Here is a 22165-nt window from a genome sequence, read left to right on the forward strand (position 1 = left end):
TCTTTATTTTTTATTATTTTTCAAAACTAGATTTTTCTGGCAAAATTCTATCAAATGCCTGTTTTATTCTTTCTTTCATAGGTTCAAAATCCACATTATCATTATCATTTATACATATCATAGGCATTGCTTGATTTTCTATAATCTTAAATAGTTCTTGATTTTGTTCTACTCCATTATAGATTTCATAAACCTTACCTTTTACATGTCTTCCTATTGGATAAAAATTTCCTCTAGTCAATTGCCAATAACGAATAAGCCAATTATCTAAATCTAATTTACTTCTAAACTTATGTGACGAAGTATCATCTAATGATTCATATTCTTTTTCCCAAATATCTTCATATTCACTTTTCAAAAAAGAAAAAGCTAAATGATTATTTGCAAATCCTTTAAATCTATGTTGCCCATAAAAAATTAAATTACGTAAAGCATTCCAACCATAAGCTAAATTCACCCATTTACTAAAATGCTTTTTCATCTGTTCCTTTTTATCAAAATGTCCATTTAAAATTGTTACACAATTTAATTTTATAAATGGCATCATATCTTCTTTAGTAGTTGTACTAATTGTACTAGTTATCGCAAAATCTGTCGGCAAACAATCTTTACCTGCAAAAAACAATTCTCTTTTTACTGGTCTTAACAAAAACATATCATCATTAAAATAAACAAATCTTTCTGCTAAACCGTTTATTCTATGCAAATTTAATTCAATAGGCTGGGAACTAAATGTAGGTAAATATTTTTGTGGTATAAAATCGCTATGTTTAGCAATATTTAATTTGGGATTATCTATATTTAACCATTTAGGCAAATGACCATAAGTTACAAAATGTATTTTGTTAACCCATGGTGCAAATTTTTCTACAGCTCTAAACCAATATTGCATATTATCCCAATCACGAAAACGCACATTGCGATTATCTGCATTTTTACTGGGACTATACTTTGCTTTTTCTGCTTGCCATACTGGGTCGTTGCCATCAACCCAAGTAACAACAAAGTCAATTGGATAATTTTCACTCATCTTTTAACAACTCGCTTTGTCTTAATTTTTCTATGACTTGATTTGGTTTTATACTTGCTAAACAATCTATATTCTTAGCACAAGTACGCTTCCAACAACCATCACATTCATGACCTGCTAAAATCACATTTTCACTTTGTCTATATGGACCATTTCTATTAGGATCTGTTGGCCCCATAAGCATAATTGCAGGAATATTTAAAGCTGCTGCTAAATGAAGATTTCCAGTATCTCCACCCACAACAGCCTTTGATAATTTAATAAGTCTAGCCGTTTGCATCAAGCTTGTTTTTCCCACAAAATTTACAATATTATTTTCTCTAGCTAATTTAATAATAGCTTGTGATTTTTGTTCATCATCTTTTCCAAAACCAATTAAGACTACTTTTAGCTTATATTCTGCTAATAAATCGCTTAATTTCGCAAAATTTTCCACAGACCAACATTTATTTATCCAATTAGTGCCCACTGCAAAAATCATAAATTTTTGATTTAATATATTCTCTTTAATCAATAAATTATCTACAAAATCAATTTCATCTTGTGTATTAACTAAAGGAAATATTATATTTTCTGTATCACAATCTAAACATTTAACAGTATCTAAATATCTATCTACAATATGACCATTCTTATTATTACCTACTATGCGTTTACTGATCAAATTGCTACCTTCACGCATATCTACATAGCCTATTTTTCTCTTTGCCTTAGCAGTAAATACTACAGCTGCTGACTTAAATAATCCTTGTAAATCTATAGATATATCATATTTTCTTTTTTGCAATAACTTAGCAAAAGGTTGATAATTTTCTTTAAAACCATTCCATGATTTAAATGCTTTTTTATGAAAAATAATTATTTCATCTACATATGGATTGTGTTTCACTAATTCATATGCTGTAGGTTCCACAACCCATGTAATATGCGCATTAGGATATCGTTTTTTCAAAACATATGCTATAGGTAATGCATGAATTACATCTCCTATTGCACTTAATTTTACAATTAAAATATTCATAAAAGCCTCATCAAATTCTTATCAAATATTATATATTTTCCATTCTTTGATTTTACCAATATTTTACAAAATAGTAAATACTTATTTACTATTTTATCTAAATAAAAACTACATCTCTAAAATACATACCTTAAAGATGTAGTTTTTTATTTATCAATATATCTCTAAAATTCTCTGTATGATATTTGTAGTAGAACAGCCCTCTACTACTTTTATAAATTTTATCTTACCACCATATTTTTTTACTGTTGCTGTTTCTGGAAGAGATTCTTCTGTATAATCTCCACCTTTTACATAGATATCTGGTTTTACTTTACTGATTAATTTATCAGCTGTTGTTTCATCAAAAATAACTACATAATCTACAGCTTTTAAACTATCTATAACCTCTGCTCGCTCTTTTTGCGGAACAATTGGTCTTTTGTCTGATTTATACTGCTTTACAGACTGATCACTATTTAACCCTAAAATTAAATAATCTGCTAATTTACTAGCTTCATTTAAATAACGAACATGACCTGCATGTATTAAATCAAAAGTGCCATTAGTAAGTGCTATAGTTTTATTACCCTTACGCAAGATTTCACAAAACTTTTCAATATCTTGTATATCTATAATCATCACTAAAATCCTATCTGTAATTATTATTTTTTCAATACGGCAATTAATTCCTCATCAGAAACTGTAGCTGTTCCCATTTTACGTACAGCAATACCAGAAGCAAAATTAGAAAGTTCAGCTGCTTGACTTGGCATCGCACCTGTAGCTAATGCTGTGATAAAGGTAGCAACACATGTATCACCTGCTCCCGATACATCAAATACTTCTGATTTATCAGATACTGGGATATTATGCACATCTCCATTTGCTTCAAATAAAGTCATACCTTTTTCGCCACGTGTAACTAAAATTCCCTTTGCTTGCATTTTTACTAAAAATTCCTGTGCCGCTTTATATAAAATTTCCTCATTATCTATTTTATAGCCTACAGCACTGGCTAATTCTGCATCATTTTGTTTTACATAATCAGTACCTACAAAATTGAAAATAGCATATCGAGAATCTATTATTGATGGTATATCATATTCTTTACTTAAAGATAAAATTAAATCACGAATTTTAGGTGTAATTGTTCCACTGCCATAATCGCTCATTACTACACCTTGCATCTGTGGCATGACCATTTGAATGTAATTCATCAATTCTTTTTCATATACTTCACTGATAACTTCATTGCATTCTCTCTGAACCTCCCACGACTAAAGTCGCGGGGTTCTCGGTCAAGTATTCTAACGAATACAGTATCTCCGAGCTATCCCCATAGTTCCTATGGTTCTTGTATATGTTATTTAAGATTTATGCTATGTTTAATATTTTTAATCCTTCATTTCTAATATTTATAGCTGCATTTACATCTCTATCGTGATGTGTTTTACATTTAGGACAGTTCCATTTTCTAACATTTAAGTTTTTTACTTCTGTATTTTTATACCCACAAACATGACATAATTGACTTGAAGGATAAAATTTATCTATTTTGACAATAATTTTGCCAAACCATTTGGCTTTATATGTTAGTTGTCTCATAAACTCTGACCAGCTGACATCAGCTATATTTCTTGCTAATTTATGATTTTTCATCATGTTTTCAACTTGCAAATCTTCAAGACAGATTACATCGTAATTTCTGATAAGTTGACATGATACTTGATGTAGTAAATTATGTCTTTGATTAGCAATTCTCTCATGCAATTTAGCCACTTTTACTCTAGCCTTTTCCCAATTTGAACTTCCTTTTGTTTTTCGAGAAAGCTCTCTTTGGAGTTTAGCTAATCTAGTCAGTGATTTTTGCAAATATTTAGGATTGCTATATTTTACTGCATCTGAGGTTATGACAAAATCTTTTATTCCTAAATCTAAGCCAACATATTTATTCGTTTTGATAAATTCAGGTTGAGGCAGGTCTGTACAACATAGTGCAATGTAATATTTTCCACTAGGAGTCTGCGATACTGTCGCACTTAAAATTCTACCTTCTATTTGGCGATATTTATCTCTTGTTTTAATCTTGCCTATTTTAGGTAGTTTTATTTTATTTCCTAAAAATACAATGTTGTTATTTGTCATATTTGTTTTGTACGATTTATACCGATTCTTTTTAGATTTGAATTTAGGAAAGCCTACTTTTTGTCTGTTAAAAAAGTTTTTATAAGCTGTATCTAAATTCTTTAAAGCGTTTTGTAAAGAGGATTTATCTGGTTCTTTAAGCCACTTTTTTTCTTTTTTTAATTGAGTAAGCTCTTTTGAACATTCGTTATAACTTATAGTCTTCTTATTTTGTTCATATGCTTTAATTCTTCTATCTAAAAAGTAATTATATATAAAACGTACACAGCCAAAAGTTTTTTGAAGTAAACTTTCTTGTGTTTTATTAGGGTATATCCTAAATTTATAAGCTTTTTCCATAATAAACACTTACTCTTTCTAATGAATAAACATATCTTCTGCCATATATTACTTCCATATTGTCACTCAATATAATCATGACATATCTATAGTAATATAACAAGTGTTTATATATTAACTGCTTATTTTAAATAATATATACAAGAACTCTAGGTTCTACTTTAGTCGTATTATGAGGTCTCGTTCATATAGAAACGCTACTTTCTATACAGTTCTCTTATGAACTTCCGTTACTTTCATAACGGCACAGACTATATCTTATCTCTCAGCTTTACCTGTTAGAGTCTGTCCACTTCCTCAGTCAATCGCTTACTGAGTACTTCCCTCAAGAGGAATAGTCGTTGAACGTTCTCCTTTTCGGAGCTTCGCTGCTGATTGTCCATTTTTCAACACTTAGGATTTAACCTTATGCTATATATCTGATTTTTTCTGCTTTCGCCACATTCACGTTTAACTTTATTTCATGTTTACGTTGTAGTTCAGATATCTTTAGGGTTTTCCAGCAATTCAAACAGTATTGGATAGCTCTTTGTCTATCTCTACGTACATATTTCTATATACGCTGACTATTTTGTTCGCCTAACTCATGATTTAAATCACAAGTGTGTGGCTCACAATAATCAATACGCACTACCTGTTGACTTACTGTAGCTCTACCACCTGCAATAACACGTGTCTTAGTAATAGTTTTGCGATTTTGATCACAAAACATACCTTCAGTATTTACATTATTTTCTTCTAATATTTGCTTTAAATTTAAAGCACCTTTATCTTCGCCTAAAATACCTACAGCAAAAGCTTTTCCTCCCAATGTAGCTACATTATTAACTACATTAGCGGCACCGCCAGCCACTGTTTTTTCTTCTGACTCTATCAATACTAAAACTGGCGCTTCACGAGAAATACGAGAAATATCACCTTTTAAATATATATCAGCAATCATATCACCAATAATTAAAATGCGTTTTCCCTTAAATTTTTCTACAAAATCAATCAATTCCGGCTTCATAAATTCACCTTTTTTCTCTATATATTAGAAATTCAAGAAATTAAAATGTAAACTCCATTTATCTTTTTTCTGTTCATATTTTAATTCAGTTTCTACACAATGCCAATCATGATACCAATAATAATCTAAATCTCTTAAACGAAGCTGATCTGACGCATCATATCCTGTTGCTACAACAAAGCGATTTTTATCATCTATAGTATAACTTAGACCTGCGGATACTTTTTTGGAATAATCTTCTAATCCATACTGGAATAAAGTATTTTCTGCACTAACTCTTGAATAATGATATCCTGTATAAGCTACTAATCTATCATTTAATTCACCAAGTAAAGTCACATCATAATATAAACTATTATAATTGCTATCATCATAATCTTCATAAACTAAGCGATAACCTATGCTTGGAAATAATCTAAATTTACCTTCTGTATCTAAATTTATAGGGTCATGATGGAGGGATAAATTATGTTCACGATGCCAACTTTTAATATTATTTTCTTCCCATAAACCATATTCATTATACAAATTAAAACTAAGTGGTGTATCACCTATTCTACTGCCATAATTATATATATATGCTATATTCTTTTCTAACCAACGATCATCATCATCTTCATATTTACCATTTTCTACTTTAAAAGTACTACCTGCATTATTCCAAGCTACACCATAAATATTTCTCATATCATGCTTAGTAGTATATTTTAAATCAGCATAAGCTTTTACATTATCCATCAGTGGTGCATCTAATTTATAACCGATAGATAAACCATCATCATCATTTATACGAATACGTAATGGTATCCATTGATTTTTTCCATCGCTATTAGTACCTATTTTAGTACTATATTCATCTGTTTGATAAATAACTTGACCTTTGATCAAAAATTTCGCATTATATGCTACCATATGGTCATCAGGATAAATTTCAATTTTCTCAGCAGTCAAACAGTAATCTGGTTTTTTCGCAGGACAACGTGTCATCGTGCCATTGTAAATTATATAGTAATCAGGATAAAATTCTACTTGTTCCCCTGAAACATATCTATTATCTACACGACCTTTTACATTATTCATTACACCAGTTTTTTCATTATAATTATATTTTGTTTTCTCACTGTTGATATCAAGTGTTGGATTAGCTACCTGCATAACATGAGCATGAACCGGTATATCCACATCACCTGTATTTAAATTACCATTTGCATCTTCAGTAGTCATACGTGAATAATTCTGAGTGATTTTTACATTACCCTTACCATATACTTCACCTGTTACTGAGTCATACATAATATCATTACCCTCAAAAATAATTGGTGCTTCTTGAGGATTTTGTATAACAATGCCTTCTTTTTCATATTGAGCATCTAATTCTGCTTTAAATTCATTAATAGCTCTATTTTTTTCTTTATCTCTAGCTTCATGACGTTGGTCTTCAACATAATTTAAGATTTCAACATCAGTATCTGAAGCTAATACTGGCTGATTATATGTACATAAAGATAATGCACTTAATGATATCGCCCACAATATTTTTTTCTCTATTTTCATTAAAATATTCACCTATCTTAAAATAAATTTAACTAAATACACTTAAATTATTATACCATGATAATATCTTCTTTGCCGAATTACTTTTCGCTAAAATCTAAAAGGACTCTACATTTATTGCAGAGTCCTTTTCATTTATCTATTATATTTTTCTACTAAGGAACACAAATACATTGCTTTTTCGTCTGTCAATGTATCTTTTTGCATGCGCCAGCCCCAGTTAGTGCCTACTGTACCAGGTAAATTCATTCTAGCATTACTATCCAACTTCAAAACATCTTGCATTGGCAATATCGCCATCTTAGAGGCACTAGCATATGCTAATTTTACCAATTCCTCTAATAAAGCCTCATTATCATCAACTTTAACTTCTAATAAATCTGCTAAAACTGCTTTATCCTGCGGAGATATATCCTCTTTAAGCCAGCCTAAAGTTGTATTATTGTCATGAGTGCCTGTATAGACAATGCTATTTTTCGGACTGATAAAGTTTAATTTATGATATTTATTTGCATATAATTCAAATTGCAAAACTTTCATGCCTGGGAAATTACAACTATTTTTCAAAGCTTCGACTTCTGGCGTAATTACACCTAAATCTTCAGCAATGATTGGCACATCACCTAAATATTCTTTGATTTTATCAAATAAATCTTTGCCTGGACCTTTAACCCATTTACCAACACGAGCATTTGTGGCCATACCAGATACTTCCCAATAAGCTTCAAAACCACGGAAATGGTCAATGCGAATTATATCTACTAAATTCAACAATGTAGCTATACGTTTACGCCACCAACTATAGTCATCTCTTTGCATTACCTTCCAGAGATAATGTGGATTGCCCCAAAGTTGACCATCTTCACTGAAATAATCTGGTGGCACTCCTGCTGCTGTCTTTAAGGTGCCATCAGCATTCAAATTAAATAAATCTTGATGTACCCATACATCAGCACTATCATGTGATGGAAAAATTGGAACATCACCGACTATTTGTATGCCTCTTTCGTTTGCATAAGCATGTAAATCTTGCCACTGTTTAAAGAAAATATATTGCTTAAACTTAGCATAAGCAATATCTTGTGCCAAAGAAATTCTACAAGACTCTAAAGCTTGAGGTTTACGCAATTTTATATCTAAATTCCATTCATACCATGGTAAGTTTTTATAATATTTCTTTAATGCCATGAATAGTGCATAATCTTCAAGCCAATAACTTTGCTGTTGACAAAAAGCAGTATAATCTGCATCTGCTACAAAATTTGCAAAAGCTTTTGTTAAGATTTTTTCTTTATAAGCTTCTACTTTTACAAAATCTACTTTATCAACATCAGCTTTATAATCTAAAACAATATCTTTAGCTTCCAATAAATTGATTTCCACCAATTTTTCAGGAGAAATAAGCATAGTATTGCCAGCAAAAGCAGATGGAGATTGATATGGAGATGCTCCATATCCTACTGGATTTAATGGCAATACTTGCCAAATCTTTTGTTTAGCTTTTACTAACCAATCCACAAAATTATAAGCTTCTTTTCCTAAATCACCAATACCATAATCAGATGGAAGGGATGTTGGATGCATGATAATACCAGCTTTTCTAGCATATTCTATATTTTCTTTTTCCTGTTCAAATACTAGAGCTGTGAGCGGTTCAATTTCTATCTTAGCTTTATTATCTATGATTTCCACATCAGGATACATATTAGTTATTTCATGTAATTTACGCTGACAAAAACCATGAACATCAATTTCTATCGTCATAGTCTTTTCTTGATGACGATTTAATACCACTAAAATGCAATCATCATCCATTTTTTGTCCAAATCTATCTTTGCCTAATTTTGTAGTTCTCATATAAGCTAAGACATCATCTTGAGCATATACTGGTATATACCAACCAGTTTGCAATACTTGTCGATGATTGCGCAGTGCTATCATACGCGTAAAGAAATGACGTAAATTATTATCAGCTTCATCCCATTTATAGCTTGCTCTATTATGTGGGTCGCGATATCCCTGCATACCGATTTCATCGCCATAATAAATTGATGGTACCCCTGGCAATGTCATCTGCCAAACAACAGCTAATTTCAAACGAGCAATAGCTAAACGTAAATGAGCATCATCTAATTTGAATTTTGCCTGTACACTAGCTGGTACATTTTCTACACTTGGAGCTTCGCCTAATAAAGTCAAAATACGTTCTACATCATGACTACCCAATAAATTCATCATGGCATAGAGATTTTCTTCAGGATAATTTTCATGCTGATTTAAAATACTTACTTCTGTTTCTTGAGCTGATTTATTTCTCAAAATAAAATCTAAAATAATTCTGCGCAATGGATAATTCATCGCACTATCCAGCTCATAGCCACAAAGATATTCACGATGAACATTATACGCTATTTTATTTGAAGCATCTTCCCATACTTCACCGATGATAACTGCATCTTTATCTAATTTCTTCAATTTTTGATAAAAACAACGTGTAAATTTCTGTGGCAATTCATCAATTACATCTAAACGCCAACCACTTATGCCTTTATCCATCCAAAAATTCATTACACTATCTTCACTACGAATGATGAAATCCATATATGATGGTGTTGTTTCCTTTGTGTTTGGCATACTTGTAAAGCCCCACCAACAATCATATTTACAAGGATATTCCTTGAAATCATACCATTCATAATATGGAGATTCTTTGGATTGATATGCACCTACACTGTCAAAATTGCCAAAGCGATTGAAGTATATACTATCACTGCCAGTATGACTAAATACACCATCTAAGATGATGCGAATTCCCATCTCTTTAGCTTGACTACAAAGCTGTGCAAATTCTTCATTAGTGCCAAACATTGGGTCTACTTGATGATAATCTGCCGTATCATAATGATGATTAGCACGTGATTTAAAAATAGGATTAAAATAAATCACAGATATTCCCAAATCTTTTAAATAAGATAATTTCTCTTTTATACCTTGGATATTTCCGCCAAAATAATCATAAGTGACTACATTTTTAGTATCTGGGTCTAAATAATACATTGGTGGCTCATTCCAATCACAATGAAGCACCGCATGTTTTTTCTGTGGAATATTATTGCCACTACGATAAAATCTATCAGGAAAAATCTGATACATAACGGCTTTTTTAAACCAATCTGGCGTTTTTACATCTTTTTTAAATACTGTAATCTGATAAGATGGTGGCACCTCTAGTGCTTCTTGACCAATATCACCCATTTGCGCCTTATTATTGCCATAATATAATAATTTGCCATCAACTAATTCAATTATAAAATAATACCAAACAAGACAACCATCTTCAGGCATATCTAAATCAATAAAATAATGTTTTTCATCCCATGAAGATTTTTTTAAATTATAATATATTGAACCACAAGTTTCTTGCCATGTATGTAAACGCACTAAAGAAACTTTATCTTTTAAATCAACATCAATTGCCAATCTCACAAAAGATTGTGTCGGCACTGCCCCTATAGGACTGCGATAATATAGATTTTGCGAATCATGAAAAATCATTTATATTATCCCTCCCCTGATTAAAACTTTAATTAAAACTTCAATCATCTATAAAATAATTATCGCTTAATACAGACCTTATTTTGTTGAGTAAGCAAAATTTTATAAAAGTCGTATTAAGCGATAAAATTTTTATTTTAAACTAATTATTAAGCCTTTAAGCTATTATACAATTCTTTATATTGTTTAGCTGATTCTTCCCAACTGTAATCAGCAGTCATAGCATTTTCTACAAGATGAATATGTTTTCTATCATCAGCAATACCATCTATTGCACGTTTGATGGAGAATAATAATTCATGTGCATTGTAGTTATTAAAGCTAAAGCCATTACCAGTTTGAGTGTAATTGTTATATGCTTCAACAGTATCTTTTAAACCACCTGTAGCACGTACAATTGGCACAGTACCATAACGAAGAGCGATAAGCTGACCAATACCGCATGGTTCATATTGAGATGGCATCAAGAATAAATCACTTGCAGCATAAATTTGATGTGCTAATTCATTATTAAAGAAGATATTAGCAGATACTTTTTTCGGATAGCGCCACACAAGACCTTTGAACCAGTCTTCATATTGTCTATCGCCTGTACCTAAGATTACAAATTGTACATTTTCATATTCAAGTAATTCATCTAAGATACGTGTAACTAAATCAAGACCTTTAGCTTCAACTAAACGAGTTACCATACCAATCATTGGAATCTTGCGATTTACTGGTAAGCCCAATTTTTTCTGAAGTTGTTCTTTATTATCACCTTTGATAGCAATTGCATTATGTACATCAAAGTTTTTAAAGATGTACTTATCAGTTTCTGGATTATAATCTTCATAATCAAGACCATTGATAATACCAGATAAATCTGCATCACGTTTTTGAAGCATACCTTCAAGACCTTCACCATAATAAGGATCTTGAATTTCTTTAGCATAACTGCGACTTACAGTAGTAACTTTATCAGAATATACGATAGCACCTTTCATGAAGTTGATATCATCGAAGTATTCCAAATCACCATTGTTGAAGCATTTCCAATCAAGACCTAATACATCTGGTAAATATCCTTTCCAGAAACGACCTTGATATTTCAAATTATGAATAGTATATACTGTTTTAATCTTGTTATAGCGTACATCTTCATTATGTTCGAGTTTTAAATAAACGCTAATTAAACCTGTTTGCCAATCATTCATATGAATAACATCTGGCCAGAAATCAATATGAGGAAGCATTTCAAGAACAGCTCTGCAGAAGAAAGTAAATCTTTCTACATCATCTGGATAACCATAATATCCTTCACGATAGAAATATTCCTGATTATCAATGAAATAAAATGGTACATCTTTATAATCGTATCTATCAATACCTAGATATTTTTTACGCCAGGAAACATTGATTTCACCATCATAAATATGTTCCATATTATTGCGATATTCTTCTTTTATACCACTGTATTTTGGTATAACAACACGAACATCTACACCTTTTTGTTTTAATTCTTTAGGTAAAGAACCCGCTACATCTGCAAGACCGCCTGTTTTTACAAAAGGCACAGCTTCTGAGGCTACATATAAAACTTTTAACACTATAACACGACCTTCCTCTATGATTGTATATATAGCCCATATAATAAAAATTATATGGGCTATAACTTAAATTATTTCAAGGCATAAGCTTTAGCCTTTTGACGTTGTTTTGATCTATTACCATTAAGTTTTACTTTTTCTGGTTTTTCAGCTTCAATCACTGTCTGTTTTTTAGCTTCAACAGGACGCAATTTCAATCTGAAATATACTGTACCAAGTGGTGGTAAAGTAATTTGAATAGATTGATTTAAATTATGCCAGAATACATCTTCTGATTTAAAGTCACCTTCATTTAATACATTAGAACCACCGTATTCTTCTTTATCTGTATTAAATACTTCTTGATAAATACCTTTTTCAGGAACACCAATGCGGTAACCATGACGCACTTCTGGAGTGAAGTTACATATTACAATGATGAAATCATCTTGGTCTTCAGCATAACGAATAAAGGAAATAACGCTATTTTCATTATCGTTACAATCAATCCAGCGGAAACCACGCCAATCAAAGTCTACTTGCCATAAAGCTTTATGTTCACAATAGAATTTATTCAATTCTTTAGAGAATCTCTGCATTTTTGTATGCATTGGATACAATTCAGCTAAATGCCAATCAAGACTATCATCATATTTCCATTCGATAAATTGACCAAATTCGCCACCCATGAATAATAATTTTTTACCAGGGTGAGTCATCCAATAACCAAAGAATGAACGAAGACCAGCGAATTTACGCCAATAATCGCCTGGCATCTTTTCAATTAAAGAGCATTTACCATGAACTACTTCATCATGAGATAATGGCAATACAAAGTTTTCAGAGAAAGCATACATCAAGGAGAATGTAATTTTATCATGATTCCATTTACGATAAATAGGATCAAGGCTCATATATTTGAGCATATCATTCATCCAGCCCATATTCCATTTATAGTTAAAGCCCATACCGCCCATATAAGTTGGACGAGAAATCATAGGCCATGATGTAGATTCTTCTGCCATCATTAAAGCATTAGGATGATATTTGAAAATCGCTTCATTTAGATTTTTAATCAATTCCATAGCTTCAAGATTACCAGTGTCACCATATTTATTAGGTTCCCACTGACCTTCTTCACGACCGTAGTTTAGATATAACATATTAGCTACAGCATCAATTCTAAGTCCATCAATATGATATTCATTTAACCAAAATAGAGCATTAGAAATTAAGAAGCTATGCACTTCACGACGACCATAGTCGAAGTTAGTTGTACCCCATTGCCAATTTTCACGGCGTTTTTCATTATCAGATTCATATAAAGTTTCACCATCAAAACGGCGAAGACCATGAGCATCGTTACAGAAATGTCCTGGAACCCAGTCCATGATTACAGCAATACCATTTTGATGAGCTAAATCTACTAAATACATGAAGTCTTTTGGTTCACCATAACGACTAGTTACTGCATAATAACCAGTTGCTTGATAACCCCAAGAACCATCAAATGGATGTTCACAAAGTGGCATAAACTCAATATGAGTATAATTCATTTCTTTAACATAAGAGATGAGCTGTTTTGCTGCTTCTCTATAAGTTAAATAATTACCTTCAGCATCACGACGCCAAGAGCCTAAATGCACTTCATAGATAAGCATAGGTTTATCATAAGAAGCTTCTTGTTGCTGTTTTTTCTGCCATTTTTCATCATGCCATTCATAACCGCGTAAATCATAAACGCGAGAAGCTGTTTTTGGTTTCTTTTCAGCATAAAAAGCATAAGGGTCTGCTTTTAAGAAACGTTCTCCACCATTGAATGGCTCTATAGAATATTTATAAATTTCACCTTGCTGTAAATTAGGAATAAAAGTCACCCAAATTTCACCATCAGAAATTCTCTGCATTGGGTTTTCATTATAATCCCAATTATTAAAATCTCCTACTACACTTATGGCTTTAGCATGAGGTGCCCAAACAGCAAAGCGTACGCCTTCTACTCCGTCTTCTACTACAAAATGAGCTCCTAACATTTGATACGCATAGAAATTTGTACCTTGATGATACAAATACAAATCAAAATCTTTTAATGCGGATACTTCCATCTTTTTAGTTCTCCTTTGGAGTCATTTATTTTAATAAATTAATAGGTTCTACATTCCAGATATCTTTTGCATATTCGCTGATAGTTCTATCACTAGAGAAGATACCAGAATGTGCAATATTGATTAAGCTGGATTTCAACCAACCATAGCGGTCGAGATATTTACCTCTAATTTTTACATGAGCATCAATATAAGAATTGAAGTCTTTGAATACGAAATATTCATCATTACTATTGAATAAATAGTTGTGTAAGTCATGGAAATCACCATTACCTACGAATGGACCAGTCAATAATTCATCAACTACATTGTGAATTGCTGGATTTGTATTATATTCAGTCCATGCGGAATATAATCCATTTTTATAGTATTCCATTACTTCATGTTCTTTTAAGCCAAAGATAACGCAGTTATCTTCTCCAACTGCATCGCAAATTTCCACGTTAGCACCATCTAAAGTACCAAGTGTGATAGCACCGTTCATCATGAATTTCATGTTAGATGTACCGGAAGCTTCTTTACCTGCAAGAGAAATCTGTTCACTAACATCAGCTGCTGGGAATAATTTTTCTGCTAAAGTAACACCATAGTTTTCTAAGAATACTACATGTAAACAATCGTTTACATCTTTATCGTTATTAACAATATTAGCTACATTGTTGATTAAGCGAATTGTTTCTTTAGCGATATGGTAACCAGGAGCTGCTTTACCTGCGAACATATAAGTACGAGGTAACATTTCAGATTTAATAGATGGATTTGCTTTAATCAAATTATAGATATGCATTACATGTAAAATATTCATAATTTGACGTTTGTAAGAATGAATACGTTTAACTTGAATGTCATATAAAGAGTTAGGGTCAATAGTAAATCCACTACGACGTTTGATATGACCAGCTAAATAAATTTTATGTTCTTTTTTAACTTCTGCTAATTTATCAAGGAATGCTGTATCATCTTTATAATCTAATAAATCGATAAGACGAGATGGGTCTTTACGCCATTTATCAGAAATAGCTTCATCTATTAAGCTAGAAAGCTGTGGATTTGCAGCAATGAGCCAACGACGATGTGTAATACCATTAGTTTTATTATTGAATTTACCTGGGTAAATTTCATCAAAGTCACGCATAGTATGTGCTTTTAAGATATCGCTATGAATTTTAGCAACACCATTTACGCTGTGGCTACCTACAACAGAAAGACGAGCCATATGAACTACGCCATCTTGAATGATAGATACTCTGCGTACACGGTCTTCATCATTTGGATATTGTTTACGAACATCTTCTAAGAAGCGTGCATTGATTTCTTCTACGATCATGTAAATACGTGGTACGAGATTTTTAAACATATCAATTGGCCAAGTTTCTAATGCTTCTGGCATAATTGTATGGTTAGTATAAGCTACTGTATTTTTAGTGATATCCCAAGCAGTATCCCAATCCATACCTTCTTGGTCAATGAGTACGCGCATAAGTTCAGGAATTGCCATTGCTGGATGAGTATCATTGATATGAATAGCAATTTTTTTCGCAAAATCTTTTAAATCACCTTTACGGCGTTTATAATGACGAACAATACTTTGAACGCCTGCAGATACAAAGAAATACTCTTGAGTCAAACGAAGCATTTTACCTTCATAAGAGCTATCTTCTGGATACAAGCAAGAAGTGATTGCTTGTACACGATAAGATTGACGCAATCTTTCTTGTAACTGTTCTCTAGTACCTGATAAAGAAGCAAAATCTTGAGGAACTTCAGCATTCCAAAGACGAAGAGTATTTACTACATTATTGTGGTAACCTACGATTGGCACATCATAAGGAACAGCTGCAACTGTATTATATCCTTCATGAACTAATTTTAAAGAACCATCTTCTTGTTGAGCCATATAAGCATTACCGCCAAAATGAACATCAACTTCTTTGTCAGCTTTGCGATATTCCCAAGCGAAACCATTTTTAAGCCAATTATCAGGAATTTCAACTTGTTGATTATCTATTATTTTTTGTTCAAACAGACCATATTGATAACGGATAGTACAACCATGACCTGGAAGGCCTAAGGAAGCCAAAGAATCAATAAAGCAAGCAGCAAGACGGCCAAGACCACCATTACCTAAACCTGCATCTGGTTCCTGTTTAAAGAGTTCTGTAATATCAATATTCAAGTCTTTCAAGGCTTCTTTACAGATTTCTTTCATATCAAGATTGATCAAGTTTGTATTTAATAGACGACCTAATAAGAATTCAATGGAAAAATAATATACTTCTTTGCATTGATTTTCTTCATAGTATTTATTAGTCATAATCCAGTTTTCACTGATGTACTGACGAACTGTTCTAACTAAAGTCTGATATAATTCTTCTTTAGTTAATTCATTCCAATCTTTACCAAATAACATATTTGCTGTTTTTAAGAAATTTTTCTGTAATGAAGCTCTCTCTTCAATTTGCTTATTGATTATTCCTACACTCACTATTACTTCCCCCTATAAGTTTTTACCTTAATCGCACTACCCTGAAATAAAAACTCTATATTTCTAAAAAAACCAAAACCTATATATTAATAATTTATATTATATATATTTATAATTACTATATTTTTTAACCTATATTATTTTAATATCTTATCTTTTGTTAATCAAATAACTGTATTTTTTTCAATGATCAATGGATAATTTTCAGCACCTTTTAACCATTTACCATCGGATACTACTACATTTTTATCGCAAATTACATTTTCTACTAGAGCATCATCTTGTAATTCACAATTCTGCATGATTACGCTATTTTTAACTTGAACGCCTTTTCCGATTTTAACACCACGGAATAAGATACTGTTTTCTACAGAACCTTCAATTACGCAACCATTTGCAACTAAAGAATTATTAACTTTTGCTTGTTTTTTGTACTGTACAGGAGCTTCATCACGAACTCTTGTATAGATTGGGTTATAACCCATGAATAATTCTTCCCAAATTTCTGGTTCTAACAAGTCCATATTAGTTTTGAAATAGGAACTTGTAGAGCAGATTTCAGATACATAACCTTCATGTTGGAAGCCATAAATATTTAAATTATCCTGATGACGTAAAATACCATCAATCAAGAAATCATAGCCACCACGTTCATATGCTGTAGATATGATTTCCATGAATTTTTTACGGGACATTAAATAAATACCCATGAATACTTTGGAATTTTCATAAACAGCTGGACGGTTAGCAATTTCTGTAACAAGACCATTTTCACCAGTCTGTAAAATAGTTGCATTATCTGGACGTTCTTTATTTTCAATATGGTAAACCATAGTGATATCAGCACTAGTATTCTGATGGAAACGAAGAGCTGTAGTAAAGTCTATATTATAAACAAAACGGCTGTTGCAGATTAATACATATTCTTGTTCAGACTGTCTGATAAAGCTCATATGTCTATAGAAAGACTGTAAGTTACCATTACGGCTATCTTTATCCATTTTTATAGCTGGTAAATAGAATAAACCATCATGACGACGTGCTAAATCCCAGTCTTTACCAGAACGAAGATGGTCTAAGATAGAACGAGATTTTGCTGGCATCATCATACCAATTTTTGTAATACCAGAGTTAACCATGCTAGATAAAGCAAAGTCTAATAAACGATAACGACCTGCAAAAGGTAATGTTGCAACAGGTCTTTTTGTTGTAAGTGTTCTTATTTGTTTATCGTCTTCATATAAATCCATTATTCCGAGAACATTTTTCATAATTATATCCCTCTCTTATTTTATCCCACATTTACATTTTCAGTTGCATCGGAAACAACCATTGGTCGTACAGTTTCACCTTCAGGAATTACTACAATAGTGCCATCGTCACTACCTACTTGAGCAGTTGCTTCAATTTTGCTGTTTTGAGCTACAATAGCTTTTTCAACAACAGCATCTGCTTCAATTTTTGCAAATGGCATAATTACAGAATTGCTTACTTTTGCACCTTTAGCAATGCGTACACCTGGGAATATAACAGAATTTTTTACTTCACCGCAAATCATAGAACCTTCGCTTACAAGAGAATTTTTAATTTTAGCTTTTGGTCCTACATAGTGAGGTGGCATAGCCATATCCACGGAATAAATTTTCCATTTACCATTCATTTCAAATGGTTGTTTTTCTTTTAATAAATCCATGTTTGCTTCCCAAAGGCTATCGATTGTTCCTACATCTTTCCAATAACCTTCAAATGCATAGGAATATAATCTAGCTTGGTCAGCTAACATTTTTGGAATAATATTTTTACCAAAATCATGGCTAGAAGTTTCATCTTTAGCATCATTTTCTAAGTATTCACGTAAGAAATTCCAGCTAAAGATATAAATACCCATAGAAGCTAAATTGCTTTCTGGTTTAGCAGGTTTTTCGGCAAATTTAGTAATACGACCTTCTTTATCTGTGCTCATAATACCAAAACGAGAAGCTTCTTTCATTGGCACTTTAATTACACCAATTGTAGCTTCTGCTTTATTCTTTTTATGGAATTCAATCATTTTTGCATAATCCATAGTATAAATATGGTCACCAGACAAAACTAATACATAATCTGGATTAGCTTTATTGATAAAATTAATATTTTGATAAATTGCATCTGCTGTACCTTTATACCAATCTGCACCTTTTTCTCTAGCATATGGAGGTAAAATATATACACCACCATTTTTACGGTCAAGATTCCATGCTTCACCAGTACCTAAGTATGTATGCAATTCTAGTGGACGATATTGAGTAAGTACACCTACTGTTTCAATACCAGAATTTGCACAGTTACTTAATGGGAAATCGATAATACGATATTTTCCACCAAATGGTACAGCTGGTTTAGCTATATTCTTAGTTAAAGCTCCTAATCTGCTCCCTTGACCACCAGCCAATATCATGGCTAAGCATTCTGTTTTTCTCATAATATAAAACCTCCTGAAAAAATAAACATAGTCTACACATCTTGTCAATTTCGATAAAAATGCAGGAATTAATCTATAAAAACTATTAAAAATTACACAAATATAACAAATTACTTATAAAAACTTAACAATCTTAACAATTATCGTACATTTTATAAAATTTATATTAAATAAATTTACACAACCCCTTTTTCTGTAAAAACTTCTCAAATAAATAAAATTCGTTACATTTTCATTTGACGATATTACATTTCTATATAAATTTTGTAAATCCTGCTAAAATCCAAAAAAATTTTAAAAAATTTCAAAAAAAAGCAGAGCTTTAAATTTGCTCTGCTAAAATTAGACCTTTTTTATATTTACTTACGGTAGAAATTTGTAAATCAAATTTTTCACTAAGTTCATTTTTTAAAGATAATAAATCTTCCATTCGTCCAGATTTTAATTCTATTTCTACTTCACAAATAGGAGATTTTCTTTCATTTCCCTGCACAAATCCACAATCTAAAGCTATTTCCAGTTTTGAAGCAAACCAATTTATATCTATACATTCACGTACAAAATCAGTTATTACAATCGGAATGAATTTCTTACCTTTAGTTTCTTTGATTAAATTCCAAATCTCACCTACATCCGAAAAAACACTTATATCTGCTTGTAGGCTTGTTACTTTTTTATTAATTTCCACACGTTCAAAAACGCCCTGTGTGTTTACTTTTCCCGATTTATATGTTGCTACAAAACAATTGTTTTCTTGTCGTACACGATAGGCAATTTTATGTTTTTGATAGAATTTTTCTTCCGTATCGTAATAAATAGCCTTCATCACTATACTTTGTGGTCTTTGTCCTTCATTTTCTTGCAAGAATTTACGTATATTTTCTACTTGAGCTTTATCTTTTATTTCCATTTTTATTTCAACTTCTCGATTATTCATGAATTTCCCAACAACCTTTCTCTTTTAATTTTAAGATAGCCTGATGCTTGCAAATCAAACTACTACGATGAGCAATACTTATTATTCTCGTATCTGGTAAATATGTTTTTAACATATCATATAAATTTCCTTCTAAAGTTTCATCAAGTGCTGATGTAGCTTCATCCAAAAATACAAATTTAGGTTTATATAATAAAATTCTCGCAAAAGCTATTCTTTGCTGTTCACCTAAAGATAAAATTCTACTCCAATCATCAACAATATCCAATTTATCTACTAAATTTTCTAACTTACAAGCTATGAGTATTTCTTTTATTTCTTCATCACTATATTTTTCACTGATTACTTCTTCGACTACAGGATAAGAAATTGCCTGTCTTAAGCTACCAAGTGGCAAATATGGTCTTTGTGGTAAGAATAAAAATTCTTCTTCTTTTGGCAAATAAACATTGCCTTTCGCATAAGACCAAAGACCTGCAAGTGTTCGTAAAAGAGTTGATTTACCCACACCAGAAGCACCCATGATCAATAAAGATTGATACTTCATCAAATCAATTGTACAATTCTTGATTAAAACATCTTTATTTTTATTAGGAAGGAAAACATCTACATTTTCTATACCGACTTTAATATTAGAAGCATTATCTATCATTAAATCAGATTTCAAATCCAAAGCTTCACTGACATGACGATTGAAACCATCTAAACGGCGAACTACAGAGCACCACTGTGCTATAGTTGTATAAGCATCTACAAAATATGACATTGCCCCTTGAACTTGTCCAAAAGCATTTGATACTTGCATAATCCAACCAACTTGCACCTCTTTAGCAAACCAACGCGGTGCAGCCAATAATAATGGAATGATAATCGCCAATTGACCATAACCAGCTGTAAAACCGTTTAAGATTTTTTGACGAGTCATAATATCGCGGAAATTGCCAATTACAATCTTAAATCTAGTCAAGAAATTTTCTAACTCAGGCTTTTCACCACGATAAAAAGCAATCGACTCTGTATTTTCTCTGACACGCATCATCGCAAAACGGAAATCAGCTTCATATTTTTGCTGTTCATAATTTAAATTGATAAGTGCCTTACCCACCTTATGAGTGAGATACGTACCAACGATAGAATATACCAAAGATAACCAAACCATATAGCCATAGATAGTAAATTCATAACTGCCAATAGGCACAGTGATAATTCCTGATAAATTCCATAAAATTACAGTAAATGCCACCAAAGTTATCAGTTGACGCACAAGACCAATCGTCAAAGATAAAGTCAACGCTACAAATTGATTAATATCCTCAGAAATACGCTGATCTGGGTTATCCATATCTTTTCCCATCAATTTCAACTTATAATAAGCTCTATTTTCCATCCATCTAACTAAATATTTATCAGTGAGCCATTCACGCCATTTTATCTGCAATAATTGTTGTAAATACACAGAATAAACGCCAATCGCTATATAGATAGCGGCAATCAAGGAAAATTTGCCCACTAAATACCAAAAACTATCAAATTCATAGGCTTGCAAAACATCCCAAAATTCTTTATACCAATCATTTACCAATACCGTCAAAAATACACTAGCTAAATTTAAAATTAAAACAACAGCTAAAATACCATAAGCTTTCCATTTTTGTTCAGAACGCCAATATCCTAGTGCTAAAATTTTAAAAGCCTGTAAATAATACATAATTCTTCTTGAAGTCAAACCATACACCTCTATCCTAAAATTAATTTTCATATCTTCTAAAAAAATATGCTAAAATAAATATATTGCTTACTTTTCTTTCATGAGCAAGAAAAGTAACAAAAGAACTCTACCTCCCGATATCAATTTTACTTTGTCAATTATAAAATTATGTCTATAATGCTCTAAACTCGCTTTGCTCAAACAGTAGAGCTAAAACCATAGCCATAATTTTATCCTTTCCAATAGCCTACGGCTACCGTAAAATT

The 22165-nt window shown here is 31.7% G+C and carries 15 protein-coding genes; all 15 read right to left on the reverse strand.

Features of this window, described 5'->3' with window-relative positions:
• Window positions 1–13 precede the first annotated feature (13 nt).
• Window positions 14–1030 (reverse strand): stealth family protein, encoded by a 1017-nt coding sequence (locus GXM21_RS11100; RefSeq protein ID WP_008539615.1) that lies wholly within the window; start codon window positions 1028–1030, stop codon window positions 14–16.
• Entirely contained in the window at window positions 1023–2051 is a 1029-nt protein-coding gene (gene waaF, locus GXM21_RS11105; RefSeq protein ID WP_008539614.1) for a lipopolysaccharide heptosyltransferase II, read from the reverse strand. The genes GXM21_RS11100 and waaF overlap by 8 nt, the downstream gene beginning before the upstream one ends.
• Before the next feature lie 153 nt (window positions 2052–2204).
• A complete protein-coding gene (gene rfaE2, locus GXM21_RS11110) occupies window positions 2205–2672 on the reverse strand; it encodes a D-glycero-beta-D-manno-heptose 1-phosphate adenylyltransferase (protein ID WP_008539613.1) in 468 nt (155 codons plus the stop codon).
• A gap of 23 nt (window positions 2673–2695) precedes the next feature.
• Window positions 2696–3250, reverse strand: coding sequence for a bifunctional heptose 7-phosphate kinase/heptose 1-phosphate adenyltransferase (locus GXM21_RS11115; RefSeq protein WP_225091230.1), 555 nt, complete (start codon window positions 3248–3250; stop codon window positions 2696–2698).
• A gap of 157 nt (window positions 3251–3407) precedes the next feature.
• The gene (tnpB, locus tag GXM21_RS11120; protein ID WP_163604713.1) at window positions 3408–4517 is read right to left on the reverse strand and encodes an IS200/IS605 family element RNA-guided endonuclease TnpB; all 1110 of its coding nucleotides are present in this window, start codon (window positions 4515–4517) and stop codon (window positions 3408–3410) included.
• A 553-nt stretch (window positions 4518–5070) separates the two neighbouring features.
• Window positions 5071–5526, reverse strand: a complete 456-nt coding sequence (locus tag GXM21_RS11125) for a bifunctional heptose 7-phosphate kinase/heptose 1-phosphate adenyltransferase (RefSeq protein WP_008539610.1) — start codon at window positions 5524–5526, stop codon at window positions 5071–5073.
• 24 nt (window positions 5527–5550) lie between these two features.
• Window positions 5551–7080, reverse strand: coding sequence for an LPS-assembly protein LptD (locus tag GXM21_RS11130; protein WP_008539609.1), 1530 nt, complete (start codon window positions 7078–7080; stop codon window positions 5551–5553).
• Window positions 7081–7215: 135 nt separating this feature from the next.
• Entirely contained in the window at window positions 7216–10635 is a 3420-nt protein-coding gene (gene malQ, locus GXM21_RS11135) for a 4-alpha-glucanotransferase (protein WP_008539608.1), read from the reverse strand.
• 149 nt (window positions 10636–10784) lie between these two features.
• Window positions 10785–12224: a glycogen synthase GlgA gene (gene glgA / locus GXM21_RS11140; protein WP_008539607.1), complete on the reverse strand. Its 1440-nt coding sequence runs from the start codon at window positions 12222–12224 to the stop codon at window positions 10785–10787.
• Between the two features lie 71 nt (window positions 12225–12295).
• On the reverse strand, window positions 12296–14308 hold the full coding sequence (gene glgB / locus GXM21_RS11145) for a 1,4-alpha-glucan branching protein GlgB (RefSeq protein WP_008539605.1): 2013 nt from the start codon (window positions 14306–14308) through the stop codon (window positions 12296–12298).
• 25 nt (window positions 14309–14333) lie between these two features.
• A complete protein-coding gene (locus GXM21_RS11150; RefSeq protein WP_008539604.1) occupies window positions 14334–16793 on the reverse strand; it encodes a glycogen/starch/alpha-glucan phosphorylase in 2460 nt (819 codons plus the stop codon).
• A 164-nt stretch (window positions 16794–16957) separates the two neighbouring features.
• Window positions 16958–18064 (reverse strand): glucose-1-phosphate adenylyltransferase subunit GlgD, encoded by a 1107-nt coding sequence (glgD, locus tag GXM21_RS11155; protein WP_008539602.1) that lies wholly within the window; start codon window positions 18062–18064, stop codon window positions 16958–16960.
• A gap of 20 nt (window positions 18065–18084) precedes the next feature.
• Complete coding sequence (locus tag GXM21_RS11160) at window positions 18085–19254, reverse strand: glucose-1-phosphate adenylyltransferase (protein WP_008539601.1); 1170 nt, start codon at window positions 19252–19254, stop codon at window positions 18085–18087.
• A gap of 322 nt (window positions 19255–19576) precedes the next feature.
• Window positions 19577–20191, reverse strand: coding sequence for a CYTH domain-containing protein (locus tag GXM21_RS11165; protein WP_008539600.1), 615 nt, complete (start codon window positions 20189–20191; stop codon window positions 19577–19579).
• Window positions 20184–21899 carry an ABC transporter ATP-binding protein/permease gene (locus tag GXM21_RS11170; RefSeq protein ID WP_039881480.1) on the reverse strand — a complete coding sequence of 572 codons (1716 nt, stop codon included), beginning with the start codon at window positions 21897–21899 and terminating at the stop codon, window positions 20184–20186. The genes GXM21_RS11165 and GXM21_RS11170 overlap by 8 nt, the downstream gene beginning before the upstream one ends.
• Window positions 21900–22165 lie beyond the last annotated feature (266 nt).

The organism is Megamonas funiformis (assembly GCF_010669225.1).
Taxonomy (GTDB): domain Bacteria; phylum Bacillota; class Negativicutes; order Selenomonadales; family Selenomonadaceae; genus Megamonas; species Megamonas funiformis.